Genomic DNA, 17,859 nt, shown 5'->3' on the forward strand with positions numbered 1-17,859 from the left:
GGTTGGCTTATTCCTAAACGGCGTGAATTTTCTCCGGGTCAAGATCATCCTTAATCGCCTGATCCAGAACCGCAAAGACTTCTTTACGAGACCGCTTCTTTGTATTGGCAAAAGCCGTCATATTCAGCTGTGAGAACATTTGCCCCGCGAGTTGTCCCGCCATTGGCATTTGATCGGCCGGGACGATACGGTCAATGAAGCCCGCATGCATAGCGCCCTTAGGATTGAATATTTCGGCATTGATAACGCACCGGTTGAAATAATTCTTCGCCAAGCGATAGCGGCCCAATTCGATGCCAAAATTATGCATGGTCATACCGATAAGGGTTTCGTTCAAACCGACTTTATACTCACCATCTGCAATCATGCGGTAATCACAAGCCAGAAGGAGGAATGCCCCCATCGCAATTGTGTGGCCTGTGGAGAGCGCAATAACAGGGCGCGGAAATTCCAGAATACGCCGCGCCAATTTTGAGCCGAGCGACGTCAAAGTCATCGCCTCTTTCGGCCCAGCCTGCATTTCCTTGAGGTTAAACCCGCCAGAAAACATCCCGTCGCGACCCGTCAAAATAACAATCGCTTCGTCCTTTTCGGCTTTATCAAAGGCATCATTCAATTCACCGATCATAGCGGTGGAGAGGACATTGGCTTTGCCGTCATCCATGGCGATTGTGGCGACATTTCCGTCGAGGGTATAGGTTACGAGATCAGTCATTTCATATTTCCTTTTTAATCCTTCTCCCATGGGGAGAAGGTGGCCCCGAATGGGGGCGGATAAGGGGCTCCGAATTTAACGACAGCATTCCCTAAAGAGTATGGACCCCCTCACCCACCCTTCGGGCCTCCTCTCCCCATAGGAGAGGGAAATTATTTACAAACTCCGGCCAATCAAGACTTTCATGATTTCGTTTGTGCCGCCGTAAATCCGCTGGACGCGGCTGTCGCGATACATGCGGCCAATGCGGTATTCATTCATGAAGCCGTAGCCGCCATGGAGTTGGAGACAGCGGTCAATGACTTCGCATTCTTTGTCCGTGACCCAATATTTCGCCATGGACGCTGTCACCGTGTCGAGTTCCCCTTTGAGATGTTTCGCGGCGCAGTCATAGACAAATGTCTTGGCGATTTTGACGATGGTTTTGCACTCGGCCAATTCGAACTGCGTGTTCTGGAAATTGATAATCGGCTTTCCGAAGGCCTGTCGCTCTTTGCAATATTCAATGGTAAGGCGAAGCGCCTCTTCCATCTGCGCCACGCCTTGAACGGCAATGTTAAGGCGCTCTTGCGGTAGCTCTTTCATGAGCTGGATGAAGCCGTGTCCCGGCTCCGGGCCGAGAAGCGCGTCAGCGGGGACCTTCATATCATCAAAGAACAGCTCGGCTGTGTCTTGCGCGTCCATCCCGACCTTGTCGAGAATGCGGCCGCGGCGGAAACCTTCGAGGTCATCCGTTTCAACAACGAAGAGCGATTTGGACATTTTGCCTTCGCCGCCCGTATCGGCGACGATGACAACCAAGTTCGACGTGCCGCCATTGGTGATGAAGGTTTTTGAGCCATTGATAACCCAGCCATTGCCGTCTTTTTTGGCGGTGGTTTTGACGTTTTGAAGATCTGACCCTGTGCCCGGTTCGGTCATGGCGATAGACCCGACCAGTTCGCCGGAGGCCATACGCGGAAGCCATTTTTGTTTCTGCTCTTCCGTGCCGTAATGCAGGATATAAGGCGCAACGATCGCGTTATGGAGCGACAAGCCAAAGCCGTCCACATCGGCGCGGGGCAGCTCTTCCATGATAATCATTTCGTGGCGATAATCTCCGCCGCCCCCGCCGTATTCTTCGGGAATAGCCGCGTTTAAGAGACCCATCTGGCCAGCCATATTCCAATATTTCCGGTCCACTTTTTTATTCTTGCGGAAACTTTCGGAATGCGGCGCCATTTCACGCGCGTAGAAACCGTGAACGGCCTCGCGGAAGATGTTGATATCCTCCTCGTCATACCAATCGGGGTTTTTGAAATCGAGTACGTTGTCGGCCATGTGGTCTTTCCCTTTTTTATATTTTCACCCGGCCACGCGGCCGGGCGAGTTATTCTTATATTTTAATTTAAAACGCCGCTTCTTCGAGGGCCATAACAGGCTCAGCGCCTGTTTTGATTTTCGCGAGGTGGGCATCGAGCATTGGCAGCATACGGAGCATGAAGAAACGCCCTGTAATGAGTTTGTTCGGATAAAACTTCTCATTCGACCCTTCATCGATTTTCGCTTGGGCGACGACGGCCATTCGCGCCCACATGTAAGCCAATGTCGCCAGACCCATCATGTGCATGTAATCGACAGAGCCAGCGCCCGCATTATTCGGATCGGACATACCGTTTTGCATCAACCACATGGTGGCTTCGGTCAGTTTTTTCTGGGCCCCGCCAAGACCGTCCATGAATTCGGACAGATTTTCATTATCTTTGTTCTCTTTCAGGAATTCGCCAATTTCAGAGTTGAGCGCCATCAGAGCGCGTCCACCATTGCGGGCCAGTTTCCGGCCCACAAGGTCGAGAGCCTGCACGCCGTTGGCGCCTTCATAGATCAAGGCGATACGGTTATCGCGAACAAACTGGCTCATGCCCCACTCTTCAATAAAGCCGTGACCGCCAAAGATTTGCTGGCAATCAATCGTCGTCTTCATCGACACATCTGTGAGATAGCCTTTTATAACCGGGGTCAGAAGACCGAGATAATCATCGGATTTTTCAACAAGTTTTTCATCGTCTGAATGCTTCTCGATGTCCTCTTGCTTAGCGGCCCAGTAAAGGAGCGCGCGGCCCGCTTCGTTAAAGGCTTTGGTTTCCATCAACATACGGCGGACATCAGGGTGAACGATAATAGGGTCGGCGGGCTTATCTTCTTCTTGCGGTCCAGCCAAGGAGCGGCCTTGCAGACGGTCTTTAGCGTAGATAGCGGCATTTTGATAAGCGACTTCGGATTGGCCAAGACCTTGGAGGCCAACGCCAATACGGGCTTCGTTCATCATCACGAACATGACCCGAAGGCCCTTGTTCTCTTCCCCAATCAGATAACCTTCGGCGTCGTCGTAGTTCATCACGCAAGTTGAATTGCCGTGAATGCCCATTTTCTCTTCAATAGAGCCACAGGACACAGCGTTTCGCTCTCCCGGATTTTCATTCTCGTCGAGTTTGAACTTCGGTACGATAAAGAGTGAAATACCTTTGGTGCCCGCAGGGGCACCTTCGATACGGGCCAGCACAAGGTGGACAATATTTTCAGACATATCATGTTCGCCAGCAGAGATGAAAATCTTCTGACCGGAAATTTTATAAGTGCCGTCACCATTTGGAACAGCTTTTGTTTTAAGCAGCCCCAAATCCGTGCCGCAATGCGGCTCGGTCAAGTTCATCGTCCCGGTCCAATCCCCGGCGATCATTTTCGGCAGATAAGTCTGCTTCTGCTCTGGCGTTCCGCTGCTCATAATGGCTTTGATCGCGCCGCCAGTCAGGCCCGGATACATAGCAAACGCCATATTGGAGGACGTCCACATTTCAGACGCGGCAATGCCCAACATACCCGGCATACCTTGCCCGCCAAATTCCGGATCGAGAGACAATCCAGTCCAGCCATTTTCGGTCATTTGCTTAAACGCGTCTTTGAAACCGGTTGGGGTTGTGACAGACCCGTCTTCGTGACGTGTACACCCTTCGTGGTCGCCCACAGCATTGAGCGGCGTTAGGACTTCTTCGGCGAATTTCGCACTCTGCTCCAGCACAGCGTCTGCAAGGTCGCGATCTACTTCGGAAAAAGCTTCATAGGATTGCAGATCTTCGAAGCCTAGAACCTCGTGCAAGAGGAACTGCATATCGCGAATGGGGGCTTTATAACTTGGCATTGGTTTTCCTTTTAATGTCTACGTAACGGAATCTAAGTGTGTTTGGGAGCGGCAAAATCGTCGGCCTGGTAGTCAAAGCTGTAGCCCTGCCCGCCGTCTGAATGGGCAAAGCTCTTTTTAAAAGCCGCTTCGTATCTGGCGGCAAGGTTCTCTACGCTTGGTTCTTCTTCGGTTTGGGCGAGATGCTCGTCAATAATTTCTACAATTTCGGAAAGGTCGCGCGCCATAATATCAATATCTTCACGTCGACGTTTTAGACCGCGTAATACAGCCTGGAAGTTGGACTTTCGGTTTTCCAGCTCCTCTCGATCCGAGACCTTACCTTCGGTGACATCCAGAACAGCTTTAATATCGTCGAGGGAGAAGCCCATTCTCTTGGCCCGCATAATGCGTTCGAAGCGCGCCCTATCAGCCGCGCTATAAAGCCTTGTCCCGGCCTCATCGCGATCCGGGCTGAGAAGACCTTTACTCTCATAAAACCGCAGAGTTCGAGCTGTAACATCAAACATATCGGCAAATTGGCGAATACCCCAATTGGCGCTTTTTGCTGGATGTGTATCGGTTGTCATAATGGCCCTATAGTTTACGTTGACGTAAACGTCAATAACATATTTTTCCTGATTAAATACGACGACCAATAGCTTTTGACGCAAAAGGTTAACGCCTTAACCACGTGTTAACTACGTTGGGGCCATTTTGACCTAGAGGGCATGGGTGATTCTAAATTTCTCATGGCATGTGGGACACACAAAATTTTGAGTACTTAATGAGCCAGTCATCAGGAGAGAGCCAAAAGAACAAAGCGCCCGACAAATCGGCGTCTAAAGCGGCTGCCTCACCCTCACCTGAAAAATCAAAAGCCAAAACCAAAAAACCGTCTTCACGCAAAAAAACAGTATCAAAGACAGCGCCTAAGAAATCGTCGCCGAAAAAGATGACCATGGCAGAAATGCAGTCCTCTTTGAAATCGCTTGAGACTCGAATGAAGCGCGCCGACACGCTCACCCGTAAAAGCGTTAAGACACTGGAAGGCGTTGTAGAAAGTTTAGACGCCCGCACCCAAAAAGATAACGAAACACAAAAATCTGCCTTGTCACGCCGGGTTGGCCGCCTTTCCAACGATTTGGAGGAAGGCCTCGCCACGACCCGAGTCGAAATCAAAGCGGCGCTCGCCTCTGCTCTGGCCAATCCCAACCCTTCTGACGTTGAAGCGGCGGTTGCTCGGGCCATATCTCGCTTGAATGATACAGAGACATCCCAAGCTCAGGCAATAGCCAAAATCAATCGACATTTGGCCAATTTGGCGAAAGCCGTCGAAGATCGAATTGTCACAGACCAAATCGCGGCGACCGAAGCGCTTCACCGTGTTCAAACCCAGCTTTCAGACCAAATAGAGTCTGTGGAATCAGAATCTGCCAAAGCCATAGGGACTATTGGCGGAAAGGTTGCCACGCTATCCGAAGCCTTGGAAGCGCGCCAGTCCCGCATGGATGCCTCTCTGGCTGAAAAAGTGTCCGACCTCGCCGCTCAAACACAAGCTGAGTTTGATAAAAAAACAAATTCCATGGAAGAGCGGATCAAATCGCTCGAAGCCGCTGAACGCGAAGCTGCCTTGCAACGCCCGGATGGAATGTCTGCAGAGATATCTGCCAATGTCTCAGCCCTATCAGGACAAATCGAAACGCTTCAAACCCGGCTTGACGAGATAGATGCCAGCTTTACCGCTTTGCAGGCCCAGACAGACATTATGGGGCAGGATTTAGTCAAAACCCAAGCCCAGTTGCAAGACGCGCAATCTCATAATCAAAACGTGCCTCAAAATTCCGGTGGAGCGCAGGCTCAAACGCCGCCTCCCCCTTATCCGTCCGAACAGGCGACGCAAACGCCCCGCCCCCACGCAGCGCCTAGTCCGTCCCGCGTGAGCAATGTCGTCAATATGGTTCCAGCGTCTCAGCCTTCGGCAAACCCTTACAGTCAAAGCGCCTCTGGTGAACAGTCGGCGCTAGCGGCACATGAGCCCGTTGAGTTCGATCCCTCCAGCTACCACCAAGCCAATCCCTACGCTCAACCGAACATGCCGCAAATGATGCAGCAATCCGCGGCGACGGCTTTTACCCAGCCTGAATTCGCGCCTGAATTAACGCCAGAAGCCGAAGAATACCCTGTAAATGAACCCCCAGCCTATATGGCGGAGGCTTACTCAGAAGAAGGCTGTTCTCAGGAAGCGTATACTCAAGATTCTTATTCGGGCGAAAACTACCGCAATGTTGAATCTATGCCGGCAGGCGATCCTCTTTTGCCCTATGCCGACCCGGCCTATGCTGAAAACGGATCTCAACCCGGTCACGAACCGTTAGAGACCGTTCGCATTGGCGAGACTGGCAAGAGCCGGAAAAGCCGCCGTAAAGAGAGAAAAGCTAAAAACACTGAGTCCGCATCGGGAGGGTCTTCTCTTTTGACAGCCCGAAACTTGCGCGTTGCAGCGCTGGCCACCGGCCTGACCCTTGTCACGCTATTTATCGTCAAATCTTTTTTGACGGATGACTCTGATAATCCGGTTGCCTTGCAACCAAAAGCTCCAAGCTCGTCTGTCGAACAATCATTAAATCAGGCTCCTACTCCGCCTGACCTTATGACAGAGGAGCCCCTCTCGACGGAATCGATGGTTCCAGGAACTCCAGCTTTAGAGACCTCACCACAAGAAACTTCGGCGCCTAATAGTCAGGGCGCCCCTCAAGCGGAACCGACAGCCCCTATCGGAACTTATGAAGACACCGCGATGCCGGCAATTTCTGAAGGCGGCATTAGCACTCTGGAATCCGCGGCTCAAAACGGTGACGCCGTGGCTCAGCTCCAGCTTGGCCTATCTTACCTCGAGCAAAACCGCGTCACTGACGGCGTAGACCTTATTCGTTCAGCCTCACAAACTCTACCTGCCGCGCAGTACCGTCTTGCCAAGCTATATGAAAACGGGATTGGAGTTGAAAAAGATACATCCCTCGCTCGCGACCTAACCGAACGCGCCGCCCGGGCCGGTAATCGCATCGCAATGCATGATCTTGCCATCTTTTACGCTTACGGAAACGGAGATGTCTCTGTCGATATGGAAACCGCCGCCGGGTGGTTCGCCAAAGCCGCAGAACGCGGCGTTGTCGATTCACAATTTAATCTCGCTATTTTGTTTGAAAATGGACAAGGCGTCGAGCAAAGCCTCCCTGACGCTTACTTCTGGTACTCTGTTGCTGGTAAGCAAGGTGATCAAACAGCCGCCGCCCGAATTTCTGCCCTAGAAGGGCAAATGTCCCAAAGCGATGTTGAGGCCGCCAAAACCCGCGTTGCGAGCTTTAGTCCTGTTCAAATCAATGCTGCCGCGAACGGAATTTTTAAAGATCTACCCTGGTCCAAAACTGGCCCCACAGCCGCCGCGCAAAGCAAAGCAGAAATCACAGAAGCTCAAACCCTATTAACAGACATGGGTTTTGATATTGGTCCGGCAGACGGCATAATGGGAGAAAGAACCCGCAGCGCCATTCTAAGCTTTCAGCGCGCCAACAACCTTTCTGAAACCGGACAAGTCAACAGCGCACTCATCGAGCGTCTGGAAAATGCCAGTAGAGCCTGAAGACACGTTAGAAATTTTGCGGGCAGAAACAGCGGAGGATATCGCCGCCGTAAAATCGCTTTTCCTATACTATCTGACCTTCGTCACAGAGTATTTGGGACAAGATCTGTCCTTTCAAGGCACAGAGAAAGAATTCGCCAAATTTCCGGAAACCTACACGGCGCTTTATTTAGCGAAAAAAGGCCCCGTGCCAGTCGGGGCCGTCGGTCTCAAACTACTGCGCCCGGAGGTGATAGAACTTAAACGCCTTTACGTCTCGCCGGCAGGACGCGGACTTAATCTTGGCGTCAAGCTTAGCCAAGCCGTTATCAATGAAGCGCGCCAACTCGGCTATGATCACCTTTATCTCGACACCGACCCTGGCCTCATCCATGCCAATGCGATTTATGAGAAATTGGGGTTTGAGGATATTCCTCAATATTATGAAAACCCGCTAGCAGATCAGAGCCGGTATATGCGTCTGGCGCTCTAAGACTTTTCTTGAAGGGCATGACGCCCCGAACCGCGCTTGGGGAGAAGACTTCTACCACTTCCTTATAAGCACAAAAAAACCCCGGCCTTTCGGACGGGGCTCTTTATCGCCAAAATACAGGAAATGATTTTGGCGACAGATTTTAGTGCGTCAGCACCTGAATCTTAGTAGTCAGAATTTGTTTCTGTTTCAGTATCAGAGTCTTTTTTCTGATCCATTTTCCAAGCTTCAAATTCTACTTCTGAGAGCATAGAATCAGCGTCGGCGTCATAAGCCGCAACTTCTTCTTCTGTGACTTCAGGAGCAACTGCTTGGATTTCTGAAACACTCAAGAAACCGTCTGCGTTTGTGTCGATGTCTGCAAAGGCAGGACCGGTACCGGCGAATGCGGCGGGGGCCATTGCAAAAGCGGCGATTGTTGTGATTGTAGCTAATTTTTTCATTTGGACTTCTCCATTTGATATCGAGACAACAGCGTCTCGATTGCTTGTCCTATTCCCAATTAGGACCGAACGTTCCAGTGAAAAATGCCGTTTTAAACGCATTGTAAGAGACGTGGCAGAAATGTGTCAGAGACCGTGGCAAGAGCAAGGCAGCGCCGCATTTTAGATGACACAAAAGTCATAAAACTGCGACAATCAAGAGCAAACCTTACAAACCGGACAGACGAGAACGCGAGCAAAAAGCTCCCGATTCTGATTTGACGCGCATTAAATCAGCCCTTATTCGGCGAAACACCATTTGATAATGGCTTTTTGGGCATGAAGGCGGTTTTCAGCTTCGTCCCAAACGGCGCTTTGCGGCCCGTCTATGACGCCTGCGGTCATTTCCTGCCCCCGATAGGCCGGAAGACAATGAAGGAATGTTGCGTCTGGAGCGGCCTTTGCCAGAAGAGCTTCATCAATTTGATAGGGGGGGAACGCGGCCAAACGCTCGTCCTTATCTGTATCGCCCATGGAGACCCAACAATCCGTAATAAGGGCGTCTGCATCCTTGGCGGCTTCCTCACTGGACAAACCCATTTCGATTTTCGCGCCCTGCACGCGCGCGGCATTTAACTTCGCATCTTTTAAGCGATAACCGGGCGGACTCGAAATCCGAAGATTATAGCCGAGCTGCGCTGCCGCGTTCACGAAGCTCATCAGCACATTATTCCCGTCCCCAATCCAGGCGAGAGTCATATCTTCCAAAAGTTTCTCCGAACGTTCCTCGAGAGTCATGAGGTCGGCCATGATCTGGCAAGGGTGATTATAATCTGTCAGGCCATTAACAATCGGCACATCAGAATGAGCGGCCAGCTCGCTCATAGTTTCATGGCTATTCGCCCGCAACATGATGCCGTCCACGAAACGAGATAAAACACGGGCCGTGTCGGATATACTCTCCCCCCGCCCGAGCTGCATGTCGCTACTAGTAGCGGTAATAGAGCTGCCGCCGAGTTGGCGCATCGCCATATCAAAAGAGAACCGGGTGCGAGTTGAAGACTTTTCAAAAATAAGCGCCAGAGTATGACCGTATAAAGCAGGCTTTGAGTCTACGGCGCCCTTGGGCTGTCCTTTACGAGCCTTTTTCATGGCATGCGCATCATCCAGAATAGCGCGCAGATCGCCTTTGGTCAGGTCAGCAAGTGTCAGAAAATGTTTTGGCATTATAGTGTCTACCGATAAAAGCTCATGTTTAACGGGCTTCCCCCATCATGAAAACAAAAAATATTGCTCAAAAATTGTTCGTTTTCTTCATCCGCCAGAAGAGAAAAAGCTTCGCCCTGCATATAATCAGAGGCGCCTTGCATATTTGGAAGCGAGTTGCCGGAAAACAATATGGATCGTCATTAGATTTTTAAATTCGCGATGGCGCTTAATTTTCTAAGGGCGAAAACTCACATTTTGAGCAATAAAATGCCGACCGTCTGTGTAAAAATTGGACATTTGTTGAATTAGAGCCGCATTATTTGACCATCCGAGCCCCATTCGGCCGTAGCGGCGCCTTTTCGCTCCCTAAAATTCCATTGCTTGATAAAGAGGGAGTGCGGAAGGCGATGTTGTCATTCGCATAACAAGACGGCCTGTAAAAAAACGGCGGGGCTACCACCCCGCCATTACAAGCCTAAAGCATTAGACGAAAGGAACCGACAATGCTGTATAGACTACACAAACTTTTGAGCCTTAAATCACGTTCTGTCAAGACAGGCGTCGCCCTTCCCCTTCTCCTTGGGGGCTTAGCGTTTACGCCTATGTCTGCATTCGCGCTGGACGTTACTGTAACAGAGTACAATGTCAGGTTTGATCGGGCCTCCATGCAAACAGCTGACGGTATTGCGAGCGCATATCAAAAGCTTGAAAAAAAGGCTAAGCGGGCGTGTTATTTCGGGCGAAACGTCAATGATGAGGGCGAGCTCATTTCGAAAGAAGACTGTGCCTCTGATCTTTTGGAACAGTTCGTCCAAAGCGCCTCTCTTGAAGCTTTAAGCGAGTATCATATCGCCAAGACAGAAAGCAAAGAGTAAACCCTCTTTCCTTTCGTAAGAATAAAAAGAGCCGCCCGCAGGCGGCTCTGTTTTTTTAAAGTAGTCTTCGCGTAAAAGAATTACGCCGGAACGAAGTCTTCCATCTCCCGCGCTTCTTCAAAAGCCTCACGCATAATCGCTATCGCTTCGCGAACATGATCTTCGGTAATTATAAGCGGCGGAGCCAAGCGCAGAACATTATCACCGGCAGACCCTCCTAGCATGCCTCTATCGAGCAAGAGGCCGCGAACTTCTTTGGCGGGCTTTTTAAGCTTCATACCGCAAAGCAAGCCTTTGCCGCGAAGCTCTTCCACAACATCAGGGAACTCATCCTTAAGCCCCTCAAATTGTTGCTTGAGGAAGTTAGACACTCGAACAACTTGATCCAAAAATTCCGGCTTGGAGATTTCGTCCCAAACCGCAATACCAACAGCCGTTGCCAGTGGGTTGCCGCCATAGGTCGAGCCGTGCGTACCCGGGACCATGCCGGCCGCAACGTCTTCGCGCGCGATACAGGCGCCAAGCGGGAAACCGCCGCCCACGCCTTTGGCCACGGCCATAATGTCGGGTTCTGCGCCTTCGGCCCATTGATGCGCGAACAGCTTGCCCGTCCGTCCCGCGCCGCATTGCACTTCATCATAGATAAGCAGAATGCCGTGTTCGTCGCACAATTCGCGTAAACCGCGCAAGCAAACCTCTGGAAGCGGGCGCAATCCGCCCTCCCCTTGGACCGGCTCCACCAAAATGGCGGCCGTCGTCTCGGAAATGGCAGCTTTGAAAGCCTCATGGTCTCCAAATGGCAGATGGACAAAACCGGGCAAGGACGGGCCGAAGCCTTTTAGATAATTTGGATTGCCGCCCGCATTGATCGTTGCGAAAGTTCGCCCATGAAAAGCGCCAGAGAAAGTGATGATATCATAGCGGTCTTCGTCGCCGCGGTCGAAATGATATTTGCGCGCCGTTTTCATCGCGCACTCCAGAGCTTCTGCGCCGGAGTTTGTAAAAAAGACTTTGTCTGCGAAAGGAAGCGCCGCGCAATATTTCGCGGCGAGCTCTTTGGCATTCGTTAACTGAAACATGCCTGAGAGATGCCAGACTTTGTCGGCTTGTTCTTTCAGCGCCGCTTTCGGGGCGGGATGATTGTGCCCAAGACAATTGACGGAAATCCCGGCAATGAAATCCAGATATTTCTTGTCGTCGGCTGTGTAAAGATAGGCGCCCTCTCCGCGGACAAATTCTTGCGGGGGTGGGGCGTATGTATTGTAGAGGTGGTCACCTTTGGCCATTTTATGCTCTTAAATTATGACTTGATCCGCCAGCCTGCGCGAAGCACCAACAGGACGGTAATGAACAGCACGATATTGATTGCGGAAATAAAGGCAACACCGATTGCAATATTGCTGTCAGCCTCGCCCAGAAATCCATAACGAAATCCATCAATGACGTAGAATAATGGATTGCCTAAAATCAAAGTCTGAAAAGTCTCGGGCAGAACGTCAATCCGGTAAAATGTTCCCGACAGGAAAGAAAGCGGTAAGATGATGAACTGGTTTACCACGGCAAGTTGGTCGAACTTTTCTGCCCACATGCCGGATAACACGCCGACCATAGACATCATGAGCGCCGCGGAAACACTAAAGAATATCACGGCCCAGAAATGGATCGGCATCAGCGGCGCGAAGAAAGCCAAAGCTATGCCCGTAGAAATTGCCACCAAAATCCCGCGAGTCGCCGCTCCGGTTATCCAGCCAATGGCCAATTCGTAAAAGGAAAGCGGCGTCACGAGCAAGTCGGTCAAATTGCCCATAATCTTGCCCTGCATGACCGAAGAAGAGCTGTTCGCCGACGCGTTGTTTAGCACGCCCAGCATGATCAGTCCTGGCGCCAAGAAAGCAATAAAGGCATCTGGGTCGTCTCGTAATGCGGCGAACGCAAGAACAAACACGGTCATGTAAAGCAGATTGGAAATAATAGGCGCCAGCAAGGTCTGCGGCGCAATCCGCAAAAACCGGAGGCACTCTTTTTTATAGAGCGTCCAAAGCCCCATCCAATTTATGAACCCGAATTTCCGAGCGGACGGAGCAGACGACGTGTGGAGAGAGGACATATCAGACATGGGTGGGGTCTAGGCGGGAATGGCAGCAAGGGCAATCAAGGATTCGCGGGAAGACGCAGGTTTGAAGCGATTGCTCCCTAACGTAAGCTAGGGAATACTTAGAAATGCGCCTCTCAGCGCTAGCGACTTAATTTGAATTGGATAAATCCATTTCCTTAACCGCTTTCAACAAGGTTTCCTGGGTGTTGTACCCCGTTTTCTGGAATATATTTTTAAGGTGCCACCTGACGGTCTCATAGGTCACCTGCGATTGCAGAGCGGCCTTTTTGAGATCACTGGTCTCCAGCAGCGCTATCAGAGTGCGGCATTCTGATTTGGTGAGTTGGTAGATTGCAGAAAAGATTTCACAATTGGAAGTGTCGATATTTTCTTCCAGCCGGGAGGCATAAAGCATGACTGTGTCCTGCGCATCGGACAGCCAGTCTATCAGTTTGGGCCGAGGAGAAATAGTAATTTGAATGAATGGGTTTCTTTCAATGTCAGAAGGAGAATCTACTCGAATACGGCATTGCGAAGATATGCCATTTCTAGCGCGCTTTATTGTTAAATCGAGAAACTTTACCAAGGCTTCGCTTCGAGGTCTTAAATACTCCCCGTTCCAGCCCAGAAAGTCATTTCCCAGTAATACGTCCAGCGGGTCGCCGCTCAGGGGTTTAGTCTTTAAATCCGGTTTGATTAGCAACGCGCAATCTCGCCTCCCGATATCAGCGCTGAGCTTACCTGAAACTTTGACCGCGTATTGATAGGCTTCTGTTAAGTGCGGAAGCAAGGCGCCCATGTTTTCAATATCTGACGTTTCGAAAAGTTGATTTTTGAAACTCCGATGGATGCTTATTGCCTGGCGCCCTGAACCAGGTGTATCCATAATAACGGAATGAAGACTATCCAATTGGTCTCCTGCGCGGGAAATAACGTTAAAATACTCTGTGTGCTTTATATCCTCATTCCGAACATATTGCTGTCCTGTTCTCGTTTGTCCGGGCAAGGTCAGTTTCGAAAAGGGCATACGGGGATCGCTTCCATTAAACCCTTTATTATATTTCATTACTTTCGATAGGTCGTGATTATAAGAAACGGTGGAACTGTAGGGCTTCCCATGATGGGCCGAGAGCATCATGGCGCGGTCGCCTTCCAGCCAATCGCAAATATTGCCCAATAGTATGTCCCACGGAAGCTCCCCCATCGCCGCATCGCGGCATTGAGACTTCAAATATTGGAGGGTTAAACGTTTTCTTTTCATCGACCGTTATAGATGTTTTCCGACCCAAGTCATAAATGTAGTGCCGTGTGCGTCCCTATTTACCGAAATCGATAAGTTTTGTCGAACTTCGGGCCCGAAAATTACAATGTTTTGCTTTCTAAAAAAGACTTTTGCACGCAATTTAAGATATAAAACAGCTATATTCGTAATTTTGGCTGTTTTAAGTGCCTAACGCCACCCGAACGGGTAGGGTTTCGCGGTGTAACTCCTTTAAGACAGCCTAACGGGGCAAGTTGGTTCTGCGGAGTTTCTATTCTGTAGAACCAACACATTTTGTCGCAACAGAGAAAAGCCCGGTTCCGTCTACAGCGAGTTCGACCATTTCTCGACAACCATTTGGCAAAATTCAATCCCCCTCAGTTCTGATGCAACAGTTCCCAGCGGTGAAAATTATCTAGCACCATTAATTTCCTAAACTTAAAATCAAGCATTTTGGCGGATAATCTCAACTTTCATCGACCTCCCGACAAAGGGGGCCGATAAAGGCTCGCCCCTCCAACCTATTCATGTCTCACGCTTGATATTAATATCTCTCTGCGGGAACGGGATTTCGATGTTGTTTGCCGTGAGAGCCGCGTTGATTTCTGAGTTGACGTCATGCGTGGCCGGCAAACGCTGAAAGACCGCCGAAACGAACATCCGAATTTCAAAGTTAAGTGAACTGTCTCCGTGAGCCATAAAAAAGACCGTCGGAGGAGGATCGCTTAAAACATCCGGATGCGCCTCCAATACGTTTGTCAAAATTTGCGTAACCTGCTGAATATCCGAACCGTAAGCGACACCAATATTGATGATGATGCGTGTGACCGCGTTGTTCAGCGTCCAGTTGGTCACCTCCCCTGTAATAATCGCCTTATTCGGTAGTAAAACCTCGCGATTGTCAAAGTCTGTGATCGTCGTCGCACGAATTTTTACGTTATTGACGGTTCCGGTGAGATTGTTGATGGTTACTACGTCGCCCACCCGCACTGGACGTTCAAAAAGAATAATGATGCCCGAGATGAAATTGGCTATAATTTCCTGTAGACCAAACCCGATACCAACGCCGAGCGCGGCGACGATCCATTGTAGCTTTGACCAATCAAGGCCGAGCAATGCCAAAGAAACAACGGCGCCAGTCCCAATTAATATATAGCCCGCAATTGTCACCGTGGCGTAACGCGTGCCAGAATCTAAGTTTAAACGGTCAAAGGCCAGAAGTTCTAAGATCGCTTTTACATTTCTCGCCGCAATGAGCGAGCCGACTAAGATCAAAGTCGAAACGAGAACGTGCGAAAGAGTAACAGAACGAGTTACGTCTTCGCCGTTGACGGTCCGGCTTTGTTGCCAGAGCGTGATGTCTTCTGCGATCCCTAGCGCAGGGAGAAGCGGGCCCCATAATTTCCAGAGCCCGTAAAGAAACACCAGAATAGATAGGGTGAACAAGGTTTTTCGAATTTGCATGGAAAGCGAGACAGAATCCACGGGTTCGGGCGTAGAAGGTCTTGCTTCGCCGCTTTGGTCCGCTTCGGATTTAGCCTGATGTTCCACAAGGCGTTGATGTCTCCGCCGAGCAGCCCTTGAGAGCAAATATCTGTCATGTGCCACGTTAATTGTTCGAAGTAACAATCCGTATAAAATAGAAATTGTTAGCCCTAAAATTCCGGTTCTGAAAATTCGGATCTGGAGTTCAATAGCGGTATCAAAATACCCGATTAAAGGGGCTAGCCCGACCACTAAGGGGATAAGAACAAGTATAGGGAAAATGGACGTGATGCGCGGAGAAGCAGAAGTCTCCATAACAATAGAAGCTGCGACGCCGCCTTTTGGCCGAAAGAACAAATACGCCATCACAGAAATAGCCACGGAAACGCAAACGAAAGCTATAAGTGCGAGGCCATACCTTAAGCTTGGTTCGTTCTCATATAACCCCATAGCCAACAGAAATGTCATGACCGAAACAACGGGCGTGAACCACGCTAAGTGTTTGGACAATGAATTTCTCGCTTGGTCGCTCCACCCTAAATGCGCGCCCAAAAGACCGTCATCCCCACATATTACTTTGAAGGTGAAAAGGATAAAGAAGAGCGATCCAGTCGACGTCAAAGCGGCGCTTAGGGCTTGAGTGAAATTCGGTGGGGAGTCAGAAATGAATAATATTGACCCTGCACTCACTAAGATAAGAGCCAGCGGGGCGGCGATAAGGAAAGAAAGAATAAGCGCAAAGGGGGTCACCAAAAACCCATCGGACCTTTCACCTTTTGTACTTTTACCGACACGCTCGGCAAGGGACGATAGCTGCCTTTTCATTGAAGATCGCAACACCCATAGGAGCAAGGGGAAACCCAACAAGTAAAAAAATGATAAGGGCGATTTTATAAGTTCATTTTTAAAAACTGTTCCGGCTGATTTCCAGTTAGATGGACTTCCAATATAGACCAAACCCGTTGGTATGTTTTTCAACGCCATCAAGGGCGATGAGTCATTTGTTCGCAACCAAATAAGGCGTCGATCCAAACGCGTTTCGACGCTCTCGGTTAATTGGATCGTTTCTCGCGTTACAACCACTGTTTTCGCACGGCGTTCCAAATCAATCCGCGCAGCGTCAATAAGGTTGACGAGTAATTCCCGGCGCAATGCCTGTAAGTCTTGAACAAGGTCAGGATATTTTTCAGAGAGTATAAAAGCGGAGTTGGCATCTGGGAGCTGAGTCATAAGGAACTCCCCACCTGGCTGCATTGAACGCCCGATAAGTTGCAATCGATCTTCCCAAAGTATTGTTCTAAGTTGCAAGTCCGTCCGAGTCGCCTCGCTCTTTTCCAAGGACAGTTCCATGGCATCCGTATCCGCTAAACCGGATTTGACTCGGCGCAAAAGCCCGGCCGTTTCATCTGATAATTCTTCTGCCGCTAGAACGCGTTCAACTGTTGAGCTAGAGGTAGAAACTCGCTGATAAACTTCATTCATCTGAGAAGATATATTTCCCAATGTCGCCGTATTCTGGGTAATCTCCAAGAGCTTATCCGCCAAACGACTAGACTCTTCTGCAATGGCTATAAGGCCAGGTGAAGTTGATTGCGCTCTCTCGACTTGTTCTTTTGCCCTGATCGCAATTTGCTGGGAGGATAAAACTCTATTTTCGCTCACCGATAGCTTCAATCTCGCAACATAGGTTTGAAGTCGGTCATATTTGGCATTGGTTAGTTCAATTTGGGCTTCCGTTATACGTTGTCTTGCCGGAAGGGTGGAAAGCTCAGTCTGCAGCGTCAGGATTTTTTGCCGCAACTCAGTGTTCTTAGCTTGTGTCGCCAGAGTTTTGACGGTGTCTTCACTCTCAGGAACATTTGCAGTTTCATCCCGCTGAGCTTGCAGTCGAAAAAGTTCCGTCGAAATAAGGTTTGCGCGGTTTCCCTGAAACGTTTTTTTGGCGTCCAATTGATCCAAGGTGTTGCGTGTTTCCAACAGCTCACTCTCAGACTGATTAAGCTGCTGGGGACGCTCATCAATATTGGCTGGCAGTAATTGAACCGGTGCCCCTTCCAGCTCTTTTAGTTGTTGATTTATACTCGCCAGTGTCGCTTCTTCGCCCTCCGCAGCTTGTTTATAAGACTGGGCCTCTGCCTCGAGTTCCCTTGCATTTTCCAAAAGCTGCTGAGCAGCCCGAAGCTCTTGTTCCCGGGCGGTTTTAGAAGGAGAATCCGCTTGGGTTTCTAGAGCCGTAAGGGCCGTCTCAATCTCGGAGCGCAAGCTATTGTTAGAGTGAGAAAATGCAGGTAAATTCGCACATATGCTGAGCGCAAAGCAGAGTATAAAAATAGAGAAATGAACAGACTTTTTCATAACTTAGCTTTTGGAACGTCAGAGCGTTGAAAGCAAAATATATATTGTCAGCTCTCGTTCAACTCTTTGAAGTTTAAACCTAATTTATCTGTGACTGTTTTTAGAATTTCTATGCGCCGACTTACAGTTTCGGGAATTCCAAGCTTTGCGCGTCTGTAACCAGATACCTC

General features: G+C 49.9%; 13 protein-coding genes. 3 read left to right on the forward strand and 10 right to left on the reverse strand.

Annotated features, from left to right (window positions below; genetic code table 11):
* Window positions 1-13: 13 nt before the first annotated feature.
* From ACNA05_RS01125 to ACNA05_RS01140, 4 genes are all read right to left on the reverse strand, one after another.
* A complete protein-coding gene (locus tag ACNA05_RS01125) occupies window positions 14-715 on the reverse strand; it encodes a crotonase/enoyl-CoA hydratase family protein (protein ID WP_415809527.1) in 702 nt (233 codons plus the stop codon).
* A gap of 156 nt (window positions 716-871) precedes the next feature.
* A complete protein-coding gene (locus tag ACNA05_RS01130) occupies window positions 872-2,035 on the reverse strand; it encodes an acyl-CoA dehydrogenase family protein (RefSeq protein ID WP_415809528.1) in 1,164 nt (387 codons plus the stop codon).
* A gap of 67 nt (window positions 2,036-2,102) precedes the next feature.
* Window positions 2,103-3,893 (reverse strand): acyl-CoA dehydrogenase C-terminal domain-containing protein, encoded by a 1,791-nt coding sequence (locus ACNA05_RS01135; RefSeq protein WP_415809529.1) that lies wholly within the window; start codon window positions 3,891-3,893, stop codon window positions 2,103-2,105.
* Window positions 3,894-3,925: 32 nt separating this feature from the next.
* A complete protein-coding gene (locus tag ACNA05_RS01140) occupies window positions 3,926-4,462 on the reverse strand; it encodes a MerR family transcriptional regulator (protein ID WP_415809530.1) in 537 nt (178 codons plus the stop codon).
* A 197-nt stretch (window positions 4,463-4,659) separates the two neighbouring features.
* Here ACNA05_RS01140 and ACNA05_RS01145 point away from each other — a divergent pair, with 197 nt between their 5' ends.
* Both ACNA05_RS01145 and ACNA05_RS01150 read left to right on the forward strand, forming a co-directional pair.
* A complete protein-coding gene (locus ACNA05_RS01145; protein ID WP_415809531.1) occupies window positions 4,660-7,515 on the forward strand; it encodes a peptidoglycan-binding protein in 2,856 nt (951 codons plus the stop codon).
* The gene (locus ACNA05_RS01150; RefSeq protein ID WP_415809532.1) at window positions 7,499-7,987 is read left to right on the forward strand and encodes a GNAT family N-acetyltransferase; all 489 of its coding nucleotides are present in this window, start codon (window positions 7,499-7,501) and stop codon (window positions 7,985-7,987) included. The genes ACNA05_RS01145 and ACNA05_RS01150 overlap by 17 nt, the downstream gene beginning before the upstream one ends.
* Before the next feature lie 164 nt (window positions 7,988-8,151).
* Here ACNA05_RS01150 and ACNA05_RS01155 read toward each other — a convergent pair whose 3' ends face one another.
* Both ACNA05_RS01155 and argF read right to left on the reverse strand, forming a co-directional pair.
* Complete coding sequence (locus ACNA05_RS01155) at window positions 8,152-8,430, reverse strand: EF-hand domain-containing protein (RefSeq protein ID WP_415809533.1); 279 nt, start codon at window positions 8,428-8,430, stop codon at window positions 8,152-8,154.
* Between the two features lie 279 nt (window positions 8,431-8,709).
* Window positions 8,710-9,636, reverse strand: coding sequence for an ornithine carbamoyltransferase (argF, locus tag ACNA05_RS01160; protein WP_415809534.1), 927 nt, complete (start codon window positions 9,634-9,636; stop codon window positions 8,710-8,712).
* A 485-nt stretch (window positions 9,637-10,121) separates the two neighbouring features.
* Between argF and ACNA05_RS01165 the strand changes: the two genes are divergently transcribed.
* Window positions 10,122-10,493: a UrcA family protein gene (locus ACNA05_RS01165; RefSeq protein ID WP_415809535.1), complete on the forward strand. Its 372-nt coding sequence runs from the start codon at window positions 10,122-10,124 to the stop codon at window positions 10,491-10,493.
* Between the two features lie 80 nt (window positions 10,494-10,573).
* On the opposite strand, the gene ACNA05_RS01170 is transcribed toward ACNA05_RS01165, so the two are convergent.
* The 4 genes from ACNA05_RS01170 to ACNA05_RS01185 form a co-directional block, all read right to left on the reverse strand.
* Window positions 10,574-11,779: an aspartate aminotransferase family protein gene (locus ACNA05_RS01170; protein WP_415809536.1), complete on the reverse strand. Its 1,206-nt coding sequence runs from the start codon at window positions 11,777-11,779 to the stop codon at window positions 10,574-10,576.
* 14 nt (window positions 11,780-11,793) lie between these two features.
* A complete protein-coding gene (locus tag ACNA05_RS01175) occupies window positions 11,794-12,609 on the reverse strand; it encodes an ABC transporter permease (RefSeq protein WP_415809537.1) in 816 nt (271 codons plus the stop codon).
* A gap of 127 nt (window positions 12,610-12,736) precedes the next feature.
* Window positions 12,737-13,849: a helix-turn-helix transcriptional regulator gene (locus ACNA05_RS01180; RefSeq protein ID WP_415809539.1), complete on the reverse strand. Its 1,113-nt coding sequence runs from the start codon at window positions 13,847-13,849 to the stop codon at window positions 12,737-12,739.
* Between the two features lie 525 nt (window positions 13,850-14,374).
* The gene (locus tag ACNA05_RS01185; protein ID WP_415809540.1) at window positions 14,375-17,689 is read right to left on the reverse strand and encodes a mechanosensitive ion channel domain-containing protein; all 3,315 of its coding nucleotides are present in this window, start codon (window positions 17,687-17,689) and stop codon (window positions 14,375-14,377) included.
* Between the last annotated feature and the right edge of the window lie 170 nt (window positions 17,690-17,859).

Origin of the sequence: Litorimonas haliclonae (assembly GCF_965138505.1) — a bacterium.
GTDB lineage: Bacteria > Pseudomonadota > Alphaproteobacteria > Caulobacterales > Maricaulaceae > Litorimonas > Litorimonas haliclonae.